Below are 21,524 nucleotides of genomic sequence, written 5' to 3'. Positions count from 1 at the left end.
TATTCACCCCTTCTTACTTGCGCATTTTTGGATCTAGCGCATCACGAAGCCCATCGCCGAGTAGATTGAAGCTCAACAAGATTAAGCTGAACACAATTGTCGGGAAAATAAGGCGATGCGGATATAACCGAATATAGTTAGCACCGTCTGACAGCAAATTACCTAGCGATGCCAGCGGCGGCTTTACACCAAGACCGATAAAGCTCAAGAATGCTTCAGTAAAGATCGCAGATGGCACAACGAATGTGATCTGTACAATGATTATACCAAGCGCATTCGGGATTAAACTACGCATAATTATTCTCATGGGAGAAGCTCCCAGTGTACGCGAAGCCAATACGAACTCTTGTTCTTTGAGTGTAAGCATCTGCCCACGAACAAGCCGCGCCATAGGTACCCACCCTGTAATACTATAGGCGATAATAATGGAAGAAACCCCTGAGCCAATAACCATGATCAATAGAATGGCAATCAACAAGAAAGGAATTGCGTAGACAATCTCAATGGAACGTTGCATCACTTCATCAACTTTCCCACCGTAATACGCGGAAATCCCACCGTAAATAACACCAACTACTAAGTCAATCAATGCCGCCGTAATACCAATAAATAGGGAAATTCGAGTACCCCACCATACACGCGTCCACACATCTCGACCGAAATCATCTGTTCCAAAGAAGTGCGAACTGCTTGGCACCGCATTTTTAAGCTTTAAGTTTTGCGTCTGATAATCGTAGCTTGAAACAAATGGTACGATAATCGAAAGTACGATTAAAGTTACCAATATAATTAAGCCAGCCATAGCCAGTCTATTTTTCTTAAGTCGTCTCCATGCGTCCTGCCAATAATTAAGTGAAGGTCGTACAATTACTTCACCAGTTAGAGATTTATTTGAAACGGGAGCAAACTTGTAGTTAGTCTCTGTTGATTCATTTGGAGTTTGCATGAATTATTTCCCGCCTTTCCCAAGACGAATTCTAGGGTCTACTAAGCCATATACAACGTCAGTAATAAAGATAACGACAATCAAAATTGCTGAGTAAAATATAGTTAATCCAGAAATCATCGTATAATCATTCGAATATACAGATGACACAAAATGTTTACCCAAACCTGGTACACTAAAAATTTGTTCAACAACTAACGTACCTGTGATGACGTTTACAAATATTGGACCGATAATCGTGATAACCGGCAATATCGCATTACGAATTGTATGCTTAACTACAACTGTTATAGTTGACAAACCTTTTGATTTCGCTGTTTTAATATAATCTTGATTCAAAACGTCTAACATGGACGTACGCATTAACCGCGCCAAAATCGCAATAGTACCGAAGGACAAAGCAATAGCTGGTAAAACCTTGTATTCAGGACCTTTCCATAAACCAGCTGGCAAAATTCCCCACTTCACCCCCACGTAATAAGAAAGCATTGGCCCAAGTACGAAGGATGGAATGGAAACACCTAGGATCGCAATGAACATAGCTGTGTAATCGCCAGCTTTATTATGTTTCAAGGCTGCAATAATCCCTAAAGTTAAACCAACAACAATTGCGATTACAATTGAAATTAATCCAAGTTCTAAGGATGAAGGGAAAGCTTGTTTGATAATATCAGTTACTTTGTGAGCAGGGAATTGAAAGGAAGCTCCTAGATCGCCATGGATGATATTGTTCATGAATGTCAAGTACTGTTCCCATAGCGGCTTATCTAGACCGTATTGCTTCATCAACATATCTCTCGTAGCTTTCGGAATCTTCTCAGCGCCTTCTCCTAGTGGATTACCTGGCAAGTTTTTCATCAGTACGAAAGTAAATGTTGCAATTAGCCATAATGTAATAAGCGCATATAGGAAACGGCGAAGAATGAACTTAATCATATTGCTCCTCCTTTATTAAAATATAAGACAAGAAAGTTAGAAGAGGCCGCTCCCACGAGGTGCGAACGGCCCCTTCTGCTCTAAACTATTTTTAAAGATTACTTAACTGAAGCCCATTTCAATTCCCATTCTTGTCCAAACGAAGGAAGAATCAAACCGTTAATTGTTGCTTTTTTCAGGTACGCACGAGTACGGAAGTACAATGGAGCTACACCTTGATCATCCATAAGGATTTTCTCAGCTTCAACCAAAGCTTTAGCACGTTTCGTAGTATCTGTTTCTGTTTGAGCGGACTTCACAAGTTTATCGTACTCTGGGTTGCTGTAGTCACCTTCATCAAACTCGCCGCCAGTTACCCACATATCCAAGAACGTCATTGGATCGTTGTAATCAGCGCCCCATAGGGAAAGAACGATATCGAAATCTTTTTTGGAGGAAAGCTCGATACGCAATGCATGAGGAACTGGGTTCGCTTCAGCTACGTAACCAAGGTTTTGTTTCCATTGTGCAAGGATGAACTCAAGTGATTTTTTCGCAGTTTCTGTATCATCCGCGTTCACTTTCATTTTTGGAAGTGCTGTTAGACCAAGCTCTTTCAAACCTTCAGCTAGCAAAGTTTTCGCTTTAGCAGCATCGAACTTCGGTTGAGTTTCGCCAGCTGTTTTACGGAATTCTCCGCCAGCACCGTCAGAAGTACCACCTGGTACTAGACCAGTGGAAGCAACGGAACCGTTAGCAAGAACTGTATCTACATAAGCTTGACGATCGATTGCCATACCAAGCGCTTGACGAATTTTTTTGTTCGCAAGAGCTGGTTGTTTCTTCACTTGGTACATCAAGTAGGAGTTCGTCAACTCTGGTTTAGGCAGGTTGTCCGGTTTACCTTTGTACAAAGTAAGTTGATCACGATTGATTTCAGTCAAATCAGCCGCATCTGTTTCATATAGGTTAAGGCCTGTATTTGTGTCTTTAACGATATTGACTGTTGCTTTTGTTAACTTCACATTTGCAGCATCCCAATATTTTTCATTTTTAACAAGCTCAAGTGTTTGGCCATGATCCCATTTACTCAAAATAAATGGACCTGCACCGATTACTTTGTCAGCTTCTGCGCCATATTTGTCGCCAGCTTTCGTTACGAAATCTTCGCGTTGTGGCAAGAAAGTTCCGAATGCAAGCATTTGTGTAAAGAATGCAACCGGTTTTTCAAGTGTGATTTCTAGTTTTTTGTCGCCAAGAACTTTAACTCCTAGAGCGTCTTGCGCTTTTTTCACTTCTTCAGGAGTTTTAGCTTTAGTAACAGCTTCTCCACCTTTAATCCATGCTACTACAAAGCTATATTGCCCTTTTGTAGCTGGATCCAATGTACGTTTGAAGGAATAAGCAAAATCTTGTGCTTTAACCGGTGTACCATCTGACCAGTTCGCATTGTCACGAATGTCGATTGTGTAAGTTAGACCATCCGCAGAAATTTTAGGGAAATCTTTTGCAAGACCTGGAGTTGCTTTACCGTCTTTATCTGTACGGTATAGACCTTCGTTAAATGCGCTAATAAATGTAAAAGCAGCATTCGCTGTAGCTTTGGAGCTATCCATAACAGGAGGCTCTGCCGAGAAATTGATTTTAATTTCTTGAGGTTTGTTGGAAGCTGGTGCTGTTGTACCTTTTGTACCATCTGTTGGTGATACCGCTGGTGTTTCCTCACTTTTACCACAACCAACTGCTACGCTACCCATAAGCGTTAATGCTACTGCTGTAGTAACCCACTTTGTCGCTTTCATATAAACTCCTCCTTTAAAATATGTATGTCTAGACATCTATGGTTAGGTGATTTGTCAGCTTTTCTAACATTAGCATTACACCTTTAACCCGGAGAACAATGAAACCGCTTCTTTAATGTTATATTATATTCCTCGAACCTCTGGTAAAAAAATTTACTAGAGTCTACGCAAGGAATTATAACATAAACGATGAGTTTGTCCACAATTAATTTACCTCTGTCTAAATAACTGGTAAAAAAATTTACTCTCACGGTTTTTAATTATACAACCAACGGTTAATAAAATCTAGACGATTTTGTTTGTTATTTTCTACAAATCTCAAATAAATATTACAAAGATCCGTTTAATTAATGTCCATAATATCCAAAATAAGGAAACAACAAAGAGATTTAAGTTGAAAAAAGGTAGTTTTTACCTATATGAACGAAAAATAACAGAATATATAATGCCGATAAGCCTACAAAGCTAAGACGCCATACCAGCCTGCCTACTTTGATTAAATTAGTTTCCCCTTTCAAATGATTTTGATAACCCCCAATAACCCCAAATGCAATTAATAGGATTAGGACAATTAACCAAAAACCAAATTGGGTATGAAAAAGTTTGTTCCACATCAAGGATACGGATCCTAGCAGAAACAAAGTTGTGACATCCATAGTAAACCTCGTGGTCATCTTCTTATCCTTCAGAAATAGAAAGATGAGAAACCAAACTAAAACAAACGTGATAAATGGCGCTACAGCCAACATGGCATATAAGGTAGATAATAGACTAACGAAACTATTTAGCAAAAAGTTTCACCTCTTAATTTTCTATCGCTTTAATCATTCTATACACCAAGCTATTTGCAGGTAGATCGAGGCCCATTTCATTGCCCATCTTCACTAAACTGCCATTTAAATAGTCAATTTCCGTATGACGCGAAGCCTCAATATCTTGCAACATAGAGGAATGATTCGTTTTTGTCCCTTCGCAAACAGCCTGAACGGTATCCCATAAGTCAACCGGAAGTTCAATTCCTTTGGCAGCAGCCAATCGAAGCACTTCTTGATAAAGATCTTGCATAAGTGAAAGGGTCCATACCGAACGCAGCAACTCACCATTTTGAACACGTAGAATGGCTGTGAGTGGGTTGATGACCGCATTGATGACTAATTTAGTCCAGATTCTAACTTCCATATTTTTCGACAATTCCGCACGAAATCCTGCTAACTCCAGCAACTGCACAATGAAAATATGTTGATGATTTGTGACAGTAAGATTCTTAGGTTCTAACTCCCCCAAATATGTGATTCCATGCCCTGTATGTTTAACGGATGTAGGCCCAATTCGCTTAGCCCCTTCTGTTGTAATAGCAAATAATAGCTTATCCCACCCGATGGCTTGGCTTAATTTCACTTCATGACCAACACCATTCTGAAAGCATATCAAGTAGGTGTGACATGTCATTTTGTTTTGAATATAAGTGATAAGTTCTGGTGATATTGCCGTCTGTTTCACCATAAGGAAGATATAATCGACTTCCCGCGCAACATTTCCACTAATCTCCTCAGAATAGCTTTGAAATACAATCGACTTCGCAAGCTTCGTCTCTAGTGACTCTGTCCCAACGAGTTGAATGCCGTGCTCCGCCAATTCTCTAGCTTGTCCTTCAGATCTTGTTACTATTGTTAATTGCGAACAATTCGGGGCAAGCTTAGCAGCAAAAAGAAGGCCAAGTGAGCCAGCGCCGATGATCATGATATGCATGCAATAACCACCTTTATTCATGTATCCACTATTATACAGCAAAAAAGCCACAGACCAAGGCTCCCCTTGATTTGCAGCTTTTCATTTTAAGTCATTTACAGATTACTCGACTCTTTCCAAATTACCATTTGCATCCATTTTGAAGCGTGGCTTCTCTTCTTCCTCTTCCTCTACAAGGAAGGCCATTTTTCTGGCACGGTCCATGATTTGAATAAGCGCTTTATAATCATCATTCACGACGCGATAATCGGTTTCAACTTCATTCACTTGTTTATTCAGCTTATTATTTTCTCTGCCAAGTCTATCGAGTTCGTCCTCTTTGTCCTGCAGTTCTTTTTCCAACGTTTTAATATGACGATTCATATCCTGATAGGTACTGCGCCATTGCCGTAAGAAACGAATGACTGCATCAATAGATAGCGTTTCTTCAGTAAACACTTCATTCTTGCCAGTAGATACATCAGGACTATCCAGTAAACCAATGGAAGAAGATCCGGAAATTGAAACAGGTGCATGCTTCTTCAGCTGTGTCCGTTTCTGACGCTGTGCTTTCGCAATTTGAATGGCTGCTTCATATTTCTTCCGTACAAAGCTGTTCCAGCGAAATCCGCACGCGGCCGCGGTTCGTCCAATGCGCTCCCCAACTTCTTCAAACGCAGATAATTGTGTACTTCCTTCTCGGATATGACGCAATGTCAACTCCGCTAAAATTAAGTCGTCTTCATCGCTCCAAGCATCTTGTCTAATTGCCGACATAAGGCCAAACCTCCTAACAAATTATAGGGATCTTTGGTCGGAGAGCAAAGTCTCTCCTTTTCGGGAGCTTCGATTCCTGATCAAATTCTCTCCTACCTGCGGATACATCATAAAGAAGAATCAATTAGTCAGACAGGTATCAATTGATTCGTTGCCATTATTACTATTTCTATGCCCGTACTAGAGTTCATAGAATCTATTTGATACTAAATGGTATTGCCAAATTTTTTGACCCTCATACATGGGATTCGTATAAAAAGACATACTACGTCTATATGATGAAATGTTTTCAATTTCGTCACCGTTTGACGGTTTACACCACTTGGATCAAACGGTATAATGTGTTGTAGTTATTGTGCAACGTGGTACGAGAGGGGGATGTAACGAGAATGGATCGCATGTTTCGGGTTCTAGGTTTTTGGACACTTGTTATCGCACTAATGAGCTTAGCTGGCGATATGATACCTATGTCTCTGATTTTCTTTTTTCAAACTGCCGTATTCGTCATTCTAGGCTATATGCGCTTGTCAGAACGTACTTACATATTGCTGTTCTGGGGATACATGATTATCTCCTTCAGCGGATTTACGTATTGGTCATTTTTCAAAATGTCCGTCTAACGCAGATAACGAGCAAAAAGGTGAATCGGCAATTATGCCGGTTCACCTTTTTTAATGGCAATAAACACTTTAAACAATTCACTCATTCCATCGCTTAACAATAATTGTCGGATCGAACGATTTCTTTTGGACACATCACTAAATGGATTGGGATCGAAATGATTTTGCAGTTTTTCCAAAATACCCTGCTCAACTAAGAACTGACGCTGTGTCTGGAACACATACGACTCAAACCCTGCGGCAACCGCAGCCTTTTGACATAAGCTAAAATTAACATGTGCCGTGATGTCCTGTTCACCTGGGTCGATAAAAGGATTATCGTGCGCTTCGTGCTTACGATAGCACATTAATGTCCCTTGATGCCGATGTGAGGCGTACAGCTCCTCCTCCACATCACCATAATCAATTGCCATAACGCACCCGCTTAGCATCCGTCCAGAAAGTCGAACATACCAATCTACTGCCTCGAGATTCAATTCACTAATCTGACCATCTTGCCATTGAACTTCTAATGCAGTTAGATAGTCTAATATGCGTCCGGACCCAAGAGGTAACCAGATCTCTTGCAAATGAGGCTCTTGCTCCTGCCAAATCACAAACGATTCACGGAAGGCCCCTTCTTTGTATTGCAGACGATGAATCGGGAAGGCATCCAGCAACTCATTGGCCAATACATAAACATGATCGCTTGGAGGCTCACTTAACCAAGCTGTTTCATCCACGAAACGAATTCGATCCACATGTTCAACAAGTCTTTCTTGTTGCAATTGGCGGTGATAGGCACTCGATTCAATTAGCGTATACGTTAAACGTTCATATAGATCGGGTGCAGCAAGCCTCATTTCATCAAGCAACTGGCGTGCCATTCGCCCATTGCCTCCCCCCCATTCAACAATTTCAAGATGAGGAGGCAGATTTGATTGCGTTCGTAGTTGTTTATAAACGAAAGAAGCAACCATTTCACCCATTATGGTTCCTATGGAAGAGCTGGTATAGAAATCTCCTTGTTTACCTATTTTTATTTGATCCTTTCGGTAATAACCGACTGTATCGTGGTATAAGCATATCTCCATATAGTCTCGAAAGGATATTCTTTGATCTAGTGTCGAGCAAATATGTTCCTTCAGTGCAGCGGCAACGCTAGCAGGCTCTAGTTGATTCACGATTGTAAAACCTCCAGTTCTTTACATACAGACAAATGAGTAGGAAACCCTTATAATGATAAAGGATTATGGAAGGAGAGACAGCCCAGCATGACAAAAAAGTGGATTACCCTAACAGCGATAACGGCAATTGGCCTAGTCTCGTTGACCGCTTGCACAGACAATACGCAAGTTAAAGAAGCATTTCAACAATCTGTAAACAAACAATCGGAATTGAAGTCTTATACGTTCGATGGAAGCACGACTCTCGCAATCAGTGATGGTTTAATGAAATCAGCAAATCCTCTTACCAACGGGTTGTTATCTTTGATCAGAGAGAGCACGATTACGTGGAAGGGTATTAGCCAAGTAGACCCGCTCCAATATCAGTCAGACTTACGTATAACACCTAAGGGATCTACTTCCCCCGTCGATATACCAATTCTCATTAAAGATAGCAAATTGTATTTTAATATGCCAGCCTTAAATAAGACAGCTGATGAGTTCTATGCCATAGATTTACAAAAAACGAGCAGCACAACGGCTAGTCCATTAACGGCTGACACGTTGAAAAATACACCTCAAGTTTCCACCGCGCTTACGAAATTGATTTTCGAAGGATTGGATGCGAAGTGGTTTAAGCAAGCCAAAGATCCTATTAAACTAACTGACGGGTCCACAGCTAAATCGATTCAAGTTGATCTGACTACCAAAAATGTAAAAGAAATAAATACGCAATTCCAAGCCAAATTACCAGAGTTCATTGGTACCTTACAAACAAATGGTTTACTAACAGCTGATAAAGCTGAAGCACTCAAGAAAAATGGGATGGCTTCTATAGCGCTGAAAGCACCAAGCAGCATGAAGATCGCGATAGATGATCAAGGCTTTATTCGTGATCAGACACTTGATATCACGTTCTCAGTAACGCTAGATGGCAAAGTCCTCGACAATCACATTACACTCCATCAAACCACTGATGCGATTAATCAAGGCACACCTCTGACAAAGGAAATTCCTGCTAAAGTGAAGAGTTTTGATGATATTCTCAAACTCTTAACACCAGCTGCCAAAAAATAGAAATAAGGTTAAATACTTACCTTTCCCCAAAGGTAAGTATTTTTTTGTGCTTCATTTAATAGAAATATGATAATCTATTCATAGGGGGAGAATACCATCAATGAATTCAAAAAAACTCACAGCCTTGCTGTTGTCCATTGTTTTGCTCATACAAATCACATTGCCTTCTGGAGGCGCTTTGGCCGAAGAAACGACATCATCTCAAGATGAAGCCAAGGAACTGCTCCAGAAAGGGCTCACTATTTTCGAAATCGATAAAGAGGTCGCTCGTCTCAACGAGCAGGATGCTAAAATTGGTGAGCAAATTAAACAGAATGAACAAGATATCGTAAAGCAAAGCAGTAATGTGGATGCAACTCGCAAGCATGCAGGCAAAGTGCTACGAGCATATTATACAGGAGATCGAGACTCGATCTGGATGCTTCTTTTCGCGGCAAACTCCTTTACTGACGTCTTGCGGATGTTCGAATACTTACAGATGATCATCACGAATGACCATCGCTCACTAGCGCAATTCACGGATTCCTTTCAGAAGCTCACTAAGTTACAAACGGAATTAGCGAATTCTCGGACTGAGCTACAGAATACCAAAACTAAATTCCTTGAGCAGCGCGAGCGGCTTGTCAAGCTTCAAGAAGAGCTGGACAAACAGCTGGCTGTCAGTGCACAAGCTCAGGTTATTGCTACCCAGATCAAGAGTTTAAATGATCAATGGAAGCAAGAAGGCTTGCCTTTGGCCAGAGATTATCTGGACAATTTATCTTTGGCTTTCCGCGAACTGCCACAATTTCTAATGTCAGACAGTAAATATATTAGCATCACATCCACAACACCAGTTGTCAATCTGACGGACACAGATTTCAATACGTATCTTCACTCGAAGAGCGAGCTTCTGAAGACGTTGAATTTTGAATTCAAAGACGGAGCCATGGTCGCGACTGGCAAAAAAGGTGAGTTGCAGATATCCATACAAGGGAACTTCGTCCTTCTTACGAACGCAGAGAACTTGAATGAAGTCCGCTTTGTTGTTTATAATCTTGAATTTAACAGCTTCAAGCTGCCAGACACGACCATCGCAGACTTTACGAAGGAATTTTCATTAGGTTTTGTACCGAAAAAAGTAGTAAGCTATCTCGATGTGATCAGTGTTGAAACCAAAAAAGGTGTGGCAGTTGTGAAACTCAAATTATCTCTGTAAACTAGTAGGGATAATGAACGCAAAGTGAGGACAACAACCATGGAATTCAAAATTGGTCTAATGATGGATCTGCCCGACGGAAAAATACCTGGCTTCTATGCCCAAATCGTCAAAGCGCTTGCTGACAAAGTCGAGTTATTCGATCGCGATAAAGAAATGCTGATTGTTAGTAACGAAGAGCAACAACGTGCTGCGCTTGAAGTCATGGCCCATTTTAATATCGAGACCTCTATAATGGAGCTCCGTTTGCTAGTTGAAGAAGCAGAATTGACTGATTTGTTCAGTGACTACGGGTTCACTAGTCGTGCAGAACATAACTATTTGTACGATAAAATCGTGATCCCTTTCCGCTTCACCGCCAATAGTCCCGCTGCCGAGGTTGATCAAGCAGCCCTTCAGGTTGAAGAGCATCTCATCGCCCAGTACAAGGATGGCGACCATGACGTGTACGTCGTTGATCGGCAGCTCGAAGAGCTCATGCACGGAATTGCCAAAGCTTATCGCTGCAGCATCGAAATCCTTAGGTAAATGCAGCAAAAAGCCCACATCGGCTGATGTGGGCTTTTCTCTATTTAGAGCAAATCTGCAGCCAATTGAGCCAGATGCGAGCGTTCGCCGCGTTCTAATGTGATATGTCCGCTTATGCCTTCCTGTTTAAAGCGCTCTACCACATACGTAAGCCCATTGCTTGATGCATCTAGGTATGGATGGTCAATTTGATCTGGATCACCGAGGAGAACGATTTTACTGCCCTCTCCAACACGCGATACGATCGTTTTCACTTCGTGTTTCGAGAGGTTCTGTGCTTCATCGATAATAATAAATTGCCCTGGTATGGAACGTCCGCGAATATACGTTAACGCCTCTACTTGAATACTACCTAAACCGGCAAGTATTTTTTCAATATCACCTGGTTTTTTGGTATCGAATAAGTATTCCAAATTATCATAGATCGGCTGCATCCAAGGGCGCAGCTTTTCATCTTTTTCACCAGGCAGGTAACCGATATCCTTGCCCATCGGAACGACCGGACGAGCAATTAACAATTTTTTATATTTACGATCATCCTCAATTTTCATGAGCCCCGCAGCTAACGTAAGCAGCGTTTTACCTGTACCCGCTTTCCCAGTTAGGGTGACGAGCGGGATATCGTCATTGAGCAGAAGCTCAAGAGCCATTCGCTGCTGCGCATTGCGCGCGGCAATTCCCCAGATGGGATCATTACTCATGTAAAGCGGCTCAAGCTTTTTGGCATCTGGTGTAACTTTGAGCAGTGCGGACTTGGAAGAGCCCAACTCATCGCGCAGGATTACGAATTCGTGCGGGTGCAGCATATAGCTCAAATTAAGTGATGTCACGGTCAAGAAGCGATACGAATAGAACTCATCAATGATCGAAGGATGAACAAAGAGCGTGATATAACCAGTATACATATCGGTTTGAGCCACAATCCGATCTGTTAAGTAATCCTGTGCTGGAATACCCAGTACATCCGCCTTAATTCGAACCAACGTATCTTTACTGACAATAACGACAGGTCTAGCTACATCATTTTCTTGTTCTTCCAAATGATAATTAAGGGCAACTGCTAAAATGCGATTGTCGTTCGTTAATTCTGCAAACGTATCTTGCAGTTTCGCAAAGCTGCGATGGTTAAGCTCCACTTTAATGCTGCCACCATGTCCAAGTGTAATACCGTCGGATAAATTGCCTTTGGCTCTTAATCCGTCTAGTAATCTCGAGACATGTCTAGCATTGCGACCGATTTCATCCGCATTTCGTTTCTTAGAATCGATTTCTTCCAACACCACGGCGGGTATGACCACTTCATTATCTTCAAATGCGAATAAAGCATTGGGATCCTGAAGCAGTACATTGGTATCTAACACGTAAATTTTTTTCATTGGTGTGTCCCCTCCCAGATTTGGCGTTAGATCATTGGTTATATTCATACATACAACCTAACCGTACAGGACAAACTAAACGCGAGATTCAAGGAAAGAAGGGAACGATTCTGGTGAGACTAATATACGTATGCGGACTGATACTGATCCTCGCGGTAGGCTGCAGTCAAGCGCCGAAAAGTGGTGCCCCCTCTCAAGATACGAATCAAAAGCAAGTAAAAGTTCAACAAATTGCTCCGCAAAAGCTAGAAATTAAAGATTCTAAGGCGGTTGCAGCGCATTTGGAAAACCTAGCAATGGGTATCCCGCAGGTTGAAAGCGCACATTGCGTCGTCTTCGGCAATACAGCTGTCGTCGGTATTAACCTTAAGAAGGAACTTGATCGAGCCAAAGTCGGAACCATTAAATATTCGGTGGCCGAGGCACTCAAGAAGGATCCTTATGGTGTCAACGCAATCGTGACGGCTGATATGGATTTAGATCAACGCTTACGCAACATCCGGGATAACATTCAAGCAGGAAGACCTATACAAGGCTTCGCAGAACAAATGGCTGATATCGTTGGTCGTGTGATGCCACAACTGCCACGAGATATCCGCAATGATCCAGACATCGATAACGCAGGTCCTAGTGGGAATAGCCCCCAGGTTCCAGCCCGATAAATCGCTGAAGATGACAAAAAGCCTGCCTGCATACGCAGATCTAGGCTTTTTTTATCGCATCAAAAACTTGGCCGAGTGAAAAAAGGGCATCTCGGCTCTCACAAGCTTTCGCATATTCAGCTTTATTCATCATGTGGGCGCTATCTATCCATTGCATCGGTGCAGCTGTTAGAAGTTCAGCCATATCGTTTGCGCCTCCTACTAGGTGGTTGAAAACGCTCCTTACACTTACAGTATAGCATAGCGAGTGCCAAGCGTTCCACCTTTATGTATCTATTTTCAAATCAACAGGCACTCCTTATTGCCCAGATATATTTAAGTGTACGTTGATTTGTTAAAGTTATGTCCTTAATTCACAGCGTTAAACCGCTATTGATTATTGTAGATGGGATTCGATTTGATATCATCCAACAGCTTTTCCGCACTCTCGCGGTCGAAACAATGTTTATGATATTCCCCTTCATGGTCATAGCCAATCCATATTTTCATTGGATCTTCAATAGGCAGCACTTCAAGATTACTAACCCCGTGATCTTCGACTAAAATAAGTGCAAAAAAATCCAACGTATCTTTCGCCGCTTCATCCTCAGGACGAGCCTGGGACACAATATGCATCTGCAGCCAATTGAAAAAAGCATCCCCTAGCTTCATCTCAGCGTCCATCCTCTCTTAGTAACACAATATCATAACCGGCGTCTAACCAATCCAACCATTGTTTGATCCACACGGCATGCATGCCATTGCTAGCTTCCCTATGTTCATCCATTGCCATTAGCAGTGCCTTCGACTCCCGCCTAGTCAACAAACGGTCCAGAAAGGCTTCTGCGCAGTGCGAAAGATGAAATGGTTCACCATCAAATACAAGGTCACCTTCATTCGTTAAATCTAATTCTACGAGGTCTGATCCACATATCTCTTCATCATCACTCAGCAGGAGGCTCGCTTTAAACATCTGGAGCAAGCGAGGATGATGTTGGCCTGCAAGCTGGCGGAACGATTCGAATTCTGCGTCTGGCATGCAACTCATGCGCTCTGCCCCCAACACGAGCGGTGAATAACTGAGAATAGGTGTTAACCAATATCGCGTCATCAGGCATGAGCTCCTTACTCGTTAAGTTAAGTCGGCCTTTTGCCAGTTCTTTTTTCAATGAAATAACGAATTCTCACCATGAACATGAGAGAGATCGCTACGGCCAAACAAAGTACAATAGGCAAGCCTACGATTTGGAAGACGAGGAGCATCACGGAACCGATTGCTAGCAGCACATAGATTAGAGCCGTTTTGAGTACAGGCAGTTTGCGTGTACGAAACACTTTATTGTACACATAGGACATGAAAACAAAGATTAATAGATACGTGATCAAGAGGTGATTTGCAAACCATTCATTCAGGGCAGTCAACGAATATACACTCCATTTCATTAATACGTAATAAGTTAGCTCATCGCTTAGTCATTTTTCATTATCCCTTAAAACGACAAAGAAATAAAGGGAAATGCGGCTGAATAGCCGACATTTCCCTTTATTCGAACACTTTGTGAATTAAACGTTAGCTTCCGCAGTTTTGCGGTGCTTCTCAGCACGCTCGCGCTCGCTCTTGTTCAAAATCTTTTTACGGATACGAACCGATTTAGGAGTGATTTCACAATACTCATCATCGTTCAAATACTCAAGCGCTTGTTCCAAAGAGTACGAACGAGGTGTTTTCATTTTTACTGTTTCTTCTTTGTTCGCGGAACGAATGTTGTTTACTGCTTTTTCTTTACAAATGTTAACGATGATATCGTTGTCGCGTGTATGTTCACCAACAACCATGCCTTCGTAAACTTCTGTTTGCGGATGTACGAACAAGATACCGCGATCTTCTACTGAAAGAATTCCGTAAAGTGTGGAAACACCGGATTCGCTGGATACAAGTACGCCTTCATGACGTCCGCCAACGCCAGCTCCTTGGTAAGGGCCGTAGCTATCAAACGCATGGTTCATAATTCCGTAACCACGAGTCAATGTCAAGAAGTTCGTTCTGTAACCGATCAATCCTCGTGCTGGGATCTTGAACTCTAGACGAACGTTACCGCTGCCGTTGTTGATCATGTTGACCATTTCGGCTTTACGTGAACCTAAGCTCTCCATAACGGAACCCATACTGTCTTCTGGAACGTCGATGATCAAATGCTCAATCGGTTCCATTTTTTGTCCGTCGATTTGACGAATGATAACTTCTGGTTTGGAAACTTGCAATTCAAAGCCTTCACGGCGCATGTTCTCGATCAAAATACCTAAGTGAAGCTCACCGCGGCCAGATACGATGAAAGCATCCGGGCTGTCTGTATCTTCAACACGAAGGGAAACGTCTGTTTCAAGCTCTTTGTATAGACGCTCACGGATTTTACGGGAAGTAACCCATTTACCTTCACGACCCGCGAATGGCGAGTTGTTCACAATAAATGTCATTTGAAGCGTTGGCTCATCGATTTTCAAGACTGGCAAAGCTTCTGGGTTCGTAGGGTCTGCTACCGTTTCACCAATGTTAATATCTTTGATACCTGCAATGGCAATGATGTCCCCTGCAGCCGCTTCTTCAATTTCAATACGCTTCAAACCACTGAAACCGAAAAGTTTCTCGATTCTAGCTTGTTTTTGTCCGCCTTCACGCGTCATAACTGCAACAGTTTGACCTTGACGGATTTTACCACGGTTCACACGGCCTACACCGATACGACCCAAGTATTCATTGTAATCCATCAATGTAACAAGGAATTGCAATGGTTGCTCAACATCTTCTGTTGGAGCTGGAATGTGTTGAACGACTGTTTCATAAATAGCTTCCATGTTGTCATCTTGTTTCTCTGGATCAAGGCTTGATGTACCTTGTAATGCGGATGCATATACAACGTGGAAATCAAGTTGCTCGTCAGTAGCACCAAGTTCGATGAACAAGTCAAGAACTTCGTCAACAACTTCTTGTGGACGAGCATTCGGACGGTCAATTTTGTTTACGACAACAACTGGAGATAGGTTACTCTCAAGTGCTTTACGTAGAACGAATTTCGTTTGTGGCATTGTACCTTCGAAAGCATCAACAACTAGCAATACACCATCTACCATCTTCATAATCCGTTCAACTTCGCCGCCGAAGTCAGCATGTCCTGGTGTATCTACAATGTTAATCAAGTAATCTTTATAGTTAATCGCCGTATTTTTGGCAAGGATGGTAATACCGCGCTCTCTCTCTAGATCATTGGAGTCCATCGCTCTTTCTTGAATAGCTTCGTTATCGCGGAATGTTCCGGATTGTTGAAGCAATTTATCTACGAGTGTTGTTTTACCGTGGTCAACGTGTGCGATAATAGCAATGTTGCGAATCTTGTCTCTTGCATGCATGAATGTCAAACCCTCTCTACCCTATAATTTTCGTCTCTGTTCATAAAACAAGCGTCGGACATAAGCGCCGACGCTTGACATTTACCCTTAGTATACGCAGTTTCTCGACATTATGCAAGACAAAAGGCACACTTAACAAAACTTTTAACTGGAAAGAAGCACGTTCACCACATTCTTCGCTTACGGAAAATCATGGAAAGTCCAGCAACCACAAGGATCAAAGCGATTACATAAATCCCTAATTTGACTAGTAAAGTCAAAGCAAAAAGCGCTGCCGAAATGATTCCTAACACCATAGCTGCGATCCAAATACCGCGATCACTCCCCCGATCAAACAAGTGGAGTTCATATAAACCAATTGCAGGACCTAATATGAAACCTGGCCAAATATAGGCCATAGAGCCCCAACCAAATAAATTGCAAAAGAAAAACATAAGGGCATATACGGTTAAAATGCCGCCAGGAACGAGAACGCCCGCTGGTAATCGACGGTTGAAATACAACAAATGAAAGAGCAGTCCAGGCACGAGTAATACAAGCGGCCAAAAAAAGGATATCAACAGCTGGAAGACTCCCAATTTGCCTAGCAACAACAAGACAGCCAAGCCAATAAATACGATACCAATGGAGTAGCTATTTCTAGCGATACGAATCCCTCCTCAAATGGGCATAGGTTGAATAGGGTAATCGGCTCATTAATCGACACCCTTCAACAAATATTTTAGCTCACATGGCATGAAATTGCTAGGTGTTTATAATGGACACAACTTTGCGTTTGATTCCAATTGACTGGGTATACTAAAGCTCGCAAAGAACCCATTTGCCCTGGCGAATGGTCGTCTGATGTTCACTGGGGAGGTATCATGGAACGAACTCTTAGAAGTAACAAGTCACAACGGAAACCACTTTGGACCAAAGCCTTTCTAATCACATCACTCGCAAATTTATTGCTTTTTTTTAGTTTTCAAATGCTGATCCCTACGATACCTACCCATCTTTCACAATTAGGTGGAGACAATATCCAGGTTGGACTTGTCATTGGGATCTTCACCATTTCCTCGCTCCTGACAAGGCCATTCGCAGGCAGAGCATTAGATCTTTTAGGAAGAAAACATGTTCTTCTAGTTGGTTTAGCGATTTGCGCATTTACGATTGCAGGTTATTCGTATATCGCAGCAGTTACACTAATTCTAGCAGCACGCTTTGTTCATGGCATCGGCTGGGGGTTGTCGACGACATCACTTGGAACCGTAATAGCGGACATCATCCCTCCTGAACGCCGCGGTGAGGGGATGGGTTATTACGGGTTATCCAACACTTTGGCCATGGCCCTCGGACCGTTAACGGGCCTGTGGGTCATGCAGTCCATTGGGTTTTCTTATGTGCTTTTAATCTCAACCATTCTTGCGCTATTATCTTTGTTTAGCTCGCTTTTCATTACATATCCGAAGCCCCTTCTACCCGTGAAACCACGTCAGCGACCTCGCTTTGTCGATCGCCTATGGGAACAGAGCGCGCTCCTCCCCTCTGCCCTGCTACTCTGCAGCGCAATCTGTTATGGAGGCATCGTGACCTTCATTACCTTGTTCGGCTTAGAAGCAGGTATCCCCAATGTGGGTTTATTCTTCTTATGCAATGCCAGTATGGTTCTACTCGTTCGCCCCCTAACAGGGGTTCTCTTTGATCGTAAAGGACCAGAGTGGGTTCTGCTTCCTGGCGCAGCATTCACGATTACTGGCCTATTATTGCTTTCGTATGCACACTCCAATACTAGCCTTGCTATTGCGGCCTTATGCTATGGCGTTGGGTTTGGCTCCATACAACCTGCTCTGCAGGCGTGGACAATCCAACGTTCTTCCCCTGACCGTCGAGGTGCCGCTAATGGAACCTTCTTCTCAGCCAACGATCTAGGCATTGGATTAGGCGCCATGGCGCTAGGGGCCCTCGCTAACTGGAGTGGCAGTTATGCCATGATGTATCGGTATTCCACAGGATTAATTATCCTTTTCCTCTTGATCTATGGCTGGTCCTTCTGGGCTTTCACTTGGCAAAAAAAAACAGCACACTGACCCATGGTCAGCGTGCTTAGTACTCATTCATTCCGTGTCTTGAATTGAAGTGTTCGTACCCCTTTGGCGATTCCACCCGCCGCAATAACGACTATGGTCGCCATAATGGGGATCCAAACATGTAAAAACTCATAATCATGGAGCAACCAATCAATCATTTTCTCATCTTTCACAAACATTTCCCCTGCTGTATAACCAAGAATCCCTGCTCCGATAAATACCAGAATCGGGTATTTCTGCAATAAATTCATCACTAGTGTACTACCCCAAATAATGATCGGAATACTGAGTCCAATACCTAAAATTATGACTGTATTATTGCCATTTCCTTTGGCTGCAATCGCTAATACATTGTCCAAACTCATGACGAAATCTGCAACAATAATGGTCCAAATCGCTTTGCCAAGCGTTGAAGCTTCCTTGACATTCGAATGCCCCTCTTCGTCAGTAAGCAGCTTTATCGCGATCCATAAGAGCAAGATAGAACCGCCCGCTTGAATAAAAGGAATGGAAAGCAGACTTACGGCAACAAGTGTCAATATTAAGCGCAAAGCAATAGCGCCGAACGCCCCCCACCAAATCGCAAGCTTGCGCTGCTCGAGCGGGAGATTCTTGCTGGCTAATGCGATGACAACAGCATTATCGCCGCTCAGAACGATATTGATCAACATAATCTGTAGAAATAATAATAGCGCTTCAATCATTGCTTCACGACCTCCTGGCGAACATGGAGAGCAAGTGATGGAAAAGGTTGCGATCACAGCAGCATCGAGGAGTTAGAATAAATGGGCGTTAGTTTCCTGTTTCAATTGTCCATGTACGATTTCAATAGTTTCTGTTTCTAGAACCGCTTTGTCAATTAACTCATTTAGAAAACCCATGCTAGCTTCCAGTTTCTCCACCAAGGTTAAATTAGGATTCGTACTAGGCGATGGCGGAAGAAATAAGGAGCAGCAATCTTCATAGGGTAAAATCGAAATAGAAAAAGTCCCAATCGATTCAGCAAGACCAATAATCTCTTGCTTGTCCATCATCATCAACGGTTGTAGGAGCGGTAAAGTGACCACACGACCAATGGCATTTAAACTTGGCAGAGTTTGACTGGCAACTTGCCCCAAGCTCTCACCAGTAACTATGGCTCCGAGCCCTTCACGCTCAGCAATACGTTCGGCAATGCGGTACATAGCCCTTCTAATAAGCGTGACTAGCAGATTATCCTGATACACACGATGAATGGAGGTCTGAACCTCCGTAAAAGACACCATGTGAAGCTTGAGGGAATCCGTGTAGCCTGCCAACTGATTCGCAAGCTGAATGACCTTATCCTTCGCCCGCTCGCTTGTATAGGGGTAACTATGGAAATGAATAGCCTCCATCGTCAATCCTTTGCGCATGGCTAACCACCCTGCAACAGGACTATCAATACCTCCAGACAGCATGAGAAGCGCTTTGCCACTTGTACCTGACGGGAATCCCCCAGCCCCTTCAATGACTTCAACGTATAAAAGCACCTTATCCTCTCGGATTTCTACTCGCAATTCAACCTCAGGCTTTCGAACATCTACATGTAACCCCGGAATCGCTTGAAGCACATAGCCGCCAACTAAGTAATTCATCTGCTGAGAGTCATGTGGAAATGATTTATTGACCCTGCGAACTGTCACTTTAAAGGTCGCCGGTTGCTTAGGTAATGCCTGCATCATCCGCAGCGCTGTCTCCTGAATTGACGTTAGTTCTAATGGCGCATGATAAGCTGGACTGAAGGATGCAAGTCCAAAAACACGCTGTAAGGAAGCAGAAGCCTGTTCATAAGCGGCACCCCCTAGCTCCACATATACGCGTCCAAACTCAGGAATATACCTAACATCAGGAAAAGAACTTAAAACTTTACGTATTTGAATCATAACGCTCTGTTCAAATCGTCTGCGATTTTTACCTTTTAACATCATTTCGCCAAAACGTAATATTAAACAATCCGGTTTCAATTTCGCTTCCCCCTATGGATGACGGATGGATTTCTCATGGGAGCAAGCTCCTTGACCACCTCTTGTAATGAGCGCAGGAATAGCGCTATATCTTGCTCTTGATGTTCATCAGAAAAGCTTATTCTTAAGCCGCTAGCAGCCACATCGCGCGGATAACCCAATGCCAGCATGACCTCACTAGGTTCCGACTCCCCAGAAGTACAAGCTGATCTCGTAGAGATGTAGATCCCCTTCTGCTCAAGGGCATGCACGACGACCTCTGCTTTCATTCCTGCAAAAGCAAAATGAACAATATGGGGAGCCATCTCCTGCTCTAGCTCAGAGCCAGAAATCGAAAGCTCAGGTATTTCACCGATGCCGGCCAACAATTGCTGCCTAAGCGCCTGCTTGTGTGAAATCTTCGCTGCAAGATTATCCATACTGATTCGAAGTGCTTTAGCCATGCCCACGATCAAAGGGACGTTCTCCGTACCTGAACGAACACCAAGTTCTTGTCCCCCTCCTGCAAGCAGTGGTTTGAGCTGTACGCCTGCTCTCCGATACAAGAACCCCGTACCCTTTGGCCCTCGAAATTTATGCGCAGAAGCGCTGCAGAGATCGATTCCCCATGACTTCGAATCTAGAAGAAGCTTAGCAATACCTTGCACGGCGTCCACATGAAATATGATTTTCGGAAATCCCGCGAGGTATTGACCGATTTCTCGAATCGGTTGAATCGTACCAATCTCATTATTCACATACATGATGCTAACAAGGATCGTATCCTCACAAATCGCCGCTTGAAGATCCTCTAACTGCACTCTGCCAGACTTTGAGACAGGCAAATAGGTAACACGAAAGCCCTCCTGCTCAAGTCCAGCAAATACTTCCTTAACGGATGGATGCTCAATTTGCGTAGTAATCAGATGCTTGCCTCGTTGCTGGTAGTTGTAGGCTACGCCTTTGATCGCTAAGTTATTACTCTCAGTCCCGCCAGAAGTACAAATGATTTCACTCGGCGATACCTTAAGCGATGAAGCTATGACTCCCTTCGCACTCTGCAGAAGCTTTTCGGCTTCTACACCAAGCCGATGAATGGAGGAAGGATTTCCATAATGAGATTTCATTACTTCAGCGATCGTTTCTATGACTTCTTCATAAAGCGGCGACGTTGCCGCGTAATCCATATAAAGCATGGTTTGCAGATTCCCCTTCATACCCCTAAACTAATTGTTTCATGTTTCATGGGATGCTTTTCCTATTAAAACGTATATCCGATGAGAACTCAAGTAAGTAGGCAACAATGCGAAAAGCCGATCTCCGCATAACACAT

At 42.9% G+C, this 21,524-nt stretch carries 23 protein-coding genes; 6 read left to right on the top strand and 17 right to left on the bottom strand.

Annotation, left to right across the window (positions count from 1 at the left end):
* Positions 1 to 13 precede the first annotated feature (13 nt).
* The 6 genes from ACSQ8O_RS17050 to ACSQ8O_RS17025 all read right to left on the bottom strand — a co-directional run bounded on the left by ACSQ8O_RS17050 (position 14) and on the right by ACSQ8O_RS17025 (position 6,168).
* On the bottom strand, positions 14 to 946 hold the full coding sequence (locus ACSQ8O_RS17050; protein ID WP_056609666.1) for an ABC transporter permease: 933 nt from the start codon (positions 944 to 946) through the stop codon (positions 14 to 16).
* A 3-nt stretch (positions 947 to 949) separates the two neighbouring features.
* Positions 950 to 1,882 carry an ABC transporter permease gene (locus ACSQ8O_RS17045; protein ID WP_236287527.1) on the bottom strand — a complete coding sequence of 311 codons (933 nt, stop codon included), beginning with the start codon at positions 1,880 to 1,882 and terminating at the stop codon, positions 950 to 952.
* Between the two features lie 98 nt (positions 1,883 to 1,980).
* Complete coding sequence (locus ACSQ8O_RS17040) at positions 1,981 to 3,663, bottom strand: peptide ABC transporter substrate-binding protein (protein ID WP_436242651.1); 1,683 nt, start codon at positions 3,661 to 3,663, stop codon at positions 1,981 to 1,983.
* A gap of 389 nt (positions 3,664 to 4,052) precedes the next feature.
* Positions 4,053 to 4,412: a DUF3397 domain-containing protein gene (locus tag ACSQ8O_RS17035; protein WP_436242955.1), complete on the bottom strand. Its 360-nt coding sequence runs from the start codon at positions 4,410 to 4,412 to the stop codon at positions 4,053 to 4,055.
* A gap of 55 nt (positions 4,413 to 4,467) precedes the next feature.
* Positions 4,468 to 5,412: a ketopantoate reductase family protein gene (locus tag ACSQ8O_RS17030; RefSeq protein ID WP_436242650.1), complete on the bottom strand. Its 945-nt coding sequence runs from the start codon at positions 5,410 to 5,412 to the stop codon at positions 4,468 to 4,470.
* Between the two features lie 102 nt (positions 5,413 to 5,514).
* Complete coding sequence (locus ACSQ8O_RS17025) at positions 5,515 to 6,168, bottom strand: RsfA family transcriptional regulator (protein ID WP_056609674.1); 654 nt, start codon at positions 6,166 to 6,168, stop codon at positions 5,515 to 5,517.
* A gap of 389 nt (positions 6,169 to 6,557) precedes the next feature.
* Between ACSQ8O_RS17025 and ACSQ8O_RS17020 the strand changes: the two genes are divergently transcribed.
* A complete protein-coding gene (locus ACSQ8O_RS17020; RefSeq protein ID WP_029196536.1) occupies positions 6,558 to 6,788 on the top strand; it encodes a DUF2626 domain-containing protein in 231 nt (76 codons plus the stop codon).
* A 32-nt stretch (positions 6,789 to 6,820) separates the two neighbouring features.
* Here ACSQ8O_RS17020 and ACSQ8O_RS17015 read toward each other — a convergent pair whose 3' ends face one another.
* Complete coding sequence (locus ACSQ8O_RS17015) at positions 6,821 to 7,951, bottom strand: class I SAM-dependent methyltransferase (protein ID WP_436242649.1); 1,131 nt, start codon at positions 7,949 to 7,951, stop codon at positions 6,821 to 6,823.
* 90 nt (positions 7,952 to 8,041) lie between these two features.
* On the opposite strand from ACSQ8O_RS17015, the gene ACSQ8O_RS17010 reads away from it, so the two are divergent.
* From ACSQ8O_RS17010 to ACSQ8O_RS17000, 3 genes are all read left to right on the top strand, one after another.
* Complete coding sequence (locus tag ACSQ8O_RS17010; RefSeq protein ID WP_436242648.1) at positions 8,042 to 9,010, top strand: hypothetical protein; 969 nt, start codon at positions 8,042 to 8,044, stop codon at positions 9,008 to 9,010.
* Between the two features lie 100 nt (positions 9,011 to 9,110).
* Positions 9,111 to 10,208 carry a hypothetical protein gene (locus tag ACSQ8O_RS17005; RefSeq protein ID WP_436242647.1) on the top strand — a complete coding sequence of 366 codons (1,098 nt, stop codon included), beginning with the start codon at positions 9,111 to 9,113 and terminating at the stop codon, positions 10,206 to 10,208.
* 39 nt (positions 10,209 to 10,247) lie between these two features.
* Complete coding sequence (locus ACSQ8O_RS17000; RefSeq protein ID WP_436242646.1) at positions 10,248 to 10,736, top strand: hypothetical protein; 489 nt, start codon at positions 10,248 to 10,250, stop codon at positions 10,734 to 10,736.
* Positions 10,737 to 10,780: 44 nt separating this feature from the next.
* Here the strand turns inward: ACSQ8O_RS17000 and ACSQ8O_RS16995 are convergent, their stop codons facing one another.
* Entirely contained in the window at positions 10,781 to 12,112 is a 1,332-nt protein-coding gene (locus ACSQ8O_RS16995) for a PhoH family protein (RefSeq protein ID WP_056609685.1), read from the bottom strand.
* A gap of 113 nt (positions 12,113 to 12,225) precedes the next feature.
* Between ACSQ8O_RS16995 and ACSQ8O_RS16990 the strand changes: the two genes are divergently transcribed.
* Positions 12,226 to 12,774 (top strand): YhcN/YlaJ family sporulation lipoprotein, encoded by a 549-nt coding sequence (locus ACSQ8O_RS16990; protein WP_436242645.1) that lies wholly within the window; start codon positions 12,226 to 12,228, stop codon positions 12,772 to 12,774.
* A gap of 40 nt (positions 12,775 to 12,814) precedes the next feature.
* On the opposite strand, the gene ACSQ8O_RS16985 is transcribed toward ACSQ8O_RS16990, so the two are convergent.
* The 6 genes from ACSQ8O_RS16985 to ACSQ8O_RS16960 form a co-directional block, all read right to left on the bottom strand.
* Complete coding sequence (locus ACSQ8O_RS16985) at positions 12,815 to 12,958, bottom strand: hypothetical protein (RefSeq protein ID WP_171635279.1); 144 nt, start codon at positions 12,956 to 12,958, stop codon at positions 12,815 to 12,817.
* 185 nt (positions 12,959 to 13,143) lie between these two features.
* On the bottom strand, positions 13,144 to 13,425 hold the full coding sequence (locus tag ACSQ8O_RS16980) for a hypothetical protein (RefSeq protein ID WP_436242644.1): 282 nt from the start codon (positions 13,423 to 13,425) through the stop codon (positions 13,144 to 13,146).
* A 1-nt stretch (position 13,426) separates the two neighbouring features.
* Complete coding sequence (locus ACSQ8O_RS16975) at positions 13,427 to 13,864, bottom strand: hypothetical protein (protein WP_436242643.1); 438 nt, start codon at positions 13,862 to 13,864, stop codon at positions 13,427 to 13,429.
* A 26-nt stretch (positions 13,865 to 13,890) separates the two neighbouring features.
* Positions 13,891 to 14,166 (bottom strand): YlaH-like family protein, encoded by a 276-nt coding sequence (locus tag ACSQ8O_RS16970; RefSeq protein WP_056610118.1) that lies wholly within the window; start codon positions 14,164 to 14,166, stop codon positions 13,891 to 13,893.
* 150 nt (positions 14,167 to 14,316) lie between these two features.
* Entirely contained in the window at positions 14,317 to 16,158 is a 1,842-nt protein-coding gene (gene typA, locus ACSQ8O_RS16965; protein ID WP_068670741.1) for a translational GTPase TypA, read from the bottom strand.
* Positions 16,159 to 16,322: 164 nt separating this feature from the next.
* A complete protein-coding gene (locus tag ACSQ8O_RS16960; RefSeq protein WP_436242642.1) occupies positions 16,323 to 16,718 on the bottom strand; it encodes a hypothetical protein in 396 nt (131 codons plus the stop codon).
* 303 nt (positions 16,719 to 17,021) lie between these two features.
* Between ACSQ8O_RS16960 and ACSQ8O_RS16955 the strand changes: the two genes are divergently transcribed.
* Positions 17,022 to 18,227, top strand: a complete 1,206-nt coding sequence (locus ACSQ8O_RS16955; RefSeq protein WP_436242641.1) for an MFS transporter — start codon at positions 17,022 to 17,024, stop codon at positions 18,225 to 18,227.
* Between the two features lie 23 nt (positions 18,228 to 18,250).
* Here the strand turns inward: ACSQ8O_RS16955 and ACSQ8O_RS16950 are convergent, their stop codons facing one another.
* From ACSQ8O_RS16950 to ACSQ8O_RS16940, 3 genes are all read right to left on the bottom strand, one after another.
* Complete coding sequence (locus ACSQ8O_RS16950) at positions 18,251 to 18,931, bottom strand: TerC family protein (protein WP_436242640.1); 681 nt, start codon at positions 18,929 to 18,931, stop codon at positions 18,251 to 18,253.
* A gap of 72 nt (positions 18,932 to 19,003) precedes the next feature.
* The gene (thiI, locus tag ACSQ8O_RS16945) at positions 19,004 to 20,212 is read right to left on the bottom strand and encodes a tRNA uracil 4-sulfurtransferase ThiI (protein WP_436242639.1); all 1,209 of its coding nucleotides are present in this window, start codon (positions 20,210 to 20,212) and stop codon (positions 19,004 to 19,006) included.
* Positions 20,209 to 21,387, bottom strand: a complete 1,179-nt coding sequence (locus tag ACSQ8O_RS16940; protein WP_436242638.1) for a cysteine desulfurase family protein — start codon at positions 21,385 to 21,387, stop codon at positions 20,209 to 20,211. The genes thiI and ACSQ8O_RS16940 overlap by 4 nt, the downstream gene beginning before the upstream one ends.
* Between the last annotated feature and the right edge of the window lie 137 nt (positions 21,388 to 21,524).

Source organism: Paenibacillus sp. LjRoot56 (assembly GCF_964253335.1).
Lineage (GTDB): Bacteria > Bacillota > Bacilli > Paenibacillales > NBRC-103111 > Paenibacillus_E > Paenibacillus_E allorhizoplanae.
This window is presented reverse-complemented; position numbering and strand designations above follow the sequence as displayed.

Excerpts from the sequence above, each read along its gene's own strand:
- ACSQ8O_RS16950 (WP_436242640.1), bottom strand. The coding sequence starts at position 18,931 with ATGATTGAAGCGCTATTATTATTTCTACAGATTATGTTGATCAATATC.
- ACSQ8O_RS17045 (WP_236287527.1), bottom strand. The coding sequence starts at position 1,882 with ATGATTAAGTTCATTCTTCGCCGTTTCCTATATGCGCTTATTACATTA.
- ACSQ8O_RS17030 (WP_436242650.1), bottom strand. The coding sequence starts at position 5,412 with ATGCATATCATGATCATCGGCGCTGGCTCACTTGGCCTTCTTTTTGCT.
- ACSQ8O_RS16940 (WP_436242638.1), bottom strand. The coding sequence starts at position 21,387 with ATGCTTTATATGGATTACGCGGCAACGTCGCCGCTTTATGAAGAAGTC.
- typA (WP_068670741.1), bottom strand. The coding sequence starts at position 16,158 with ATGCATGCAAGAGACAAGATTCGCAACATTGCTATTATCGCACACGTT.
- ACSQ8O_RS16955 (WP_436242641.1), top strand. The coding sequence starts at position 17,022 with ATGGAACGAACTCTTAGAAGTAACAAGTCACAACGGAAACCACTTTGG.
- ACSQ8O_RS16975 (WP_436242643.1), bottom strand. The coding sequence starts at position 13,864 with ATGACGCGATATTGGTTAACACCTATTCTCAGTTATTCACCGCTCGTG.
- ACSQ8O_RS17025 (WP_056609674.1), bottom strand. The coding sequence starts at position 6,168 with ATGTCGGCAATTAGACAAGATGCTTGGAGCGATGAAGACGACTTAATT.
- ACSQ8O_RS17000 (WP_436242646.1), top strand. The coding sequence starts at position 10,248 with ATGGAATTCAAAATTGGTCTAATGATGGATCTGCCCGACGGAAAAATA.
- ACSQ8O_RS17035 (WP_436242955.1), bottom strand. The coding sequence starts at position 4,412 with ATGTTGGCTGTAGCGCCATTTATCACGTTTGTTTTAGTTTGGTTTCTC.
- ACSQ8O_RS17005 (WP_436242647.1), top strand. The coding sequence starts at position 9,111 with ATGAATTCAAAAAAACTCACAGCCTTGCTGTTGTCCATTGTTTTGCTC.
- ACSQ8O_RS17040 (WP_436242651.1), bottom strand. The coding sequence starts at position 3,663 with ATGAAAGCGACAAAGTGGGTTACTACAGCAGTAGCATTAACGCTTATG.
- ACSQ8O_RS16995 (WP_056609685.1), bottom strand. The coding sequence starts at position 12,112 with ATGAAAAAAATTTACGTGTTAGATACCAATGTACTGCTTCAGGATCCC.
- ACSQ8O_RS17010 (WP_436242648.1), top strand. The coding sequence starts at position 8,042 with ATGACAAAAAAGTGGATTACCCTAACAGCGATAACGGCAATTGGCCTA.
- ACSQ8O_RS16980 (WP_436242644.1), bottom strand. The coding sequence starts at position 13,425 with ATGAAGCTAGGGGATGCTTTTTTCAATTGGCTGCAGATGCATATTGTG.
- ACSQ8O_RS16985 (WP_171635279.1), bottom strand. The coding sequence starts at position 12,958 with ATGGCTGAACTTCTAACAGCTGCACCGATGCAATGGATAGATAGCGCC.
- ACSQ8O_RS17050 (WP_056609666.1), bottom strand. The coding sequence starts at position 946 with ATGCAAACTCCAAATGAATCAACAGAGACTAACTACAAGTTTGCTCCC.
- ACSQ8O_RS17020 (WP_029196536.1), top strand. The coding sequence starts at position 6,558 with ATGGATCGCATGTTTCGGGTTCTAGGTTTTTGGACACTTGTTATCGCA.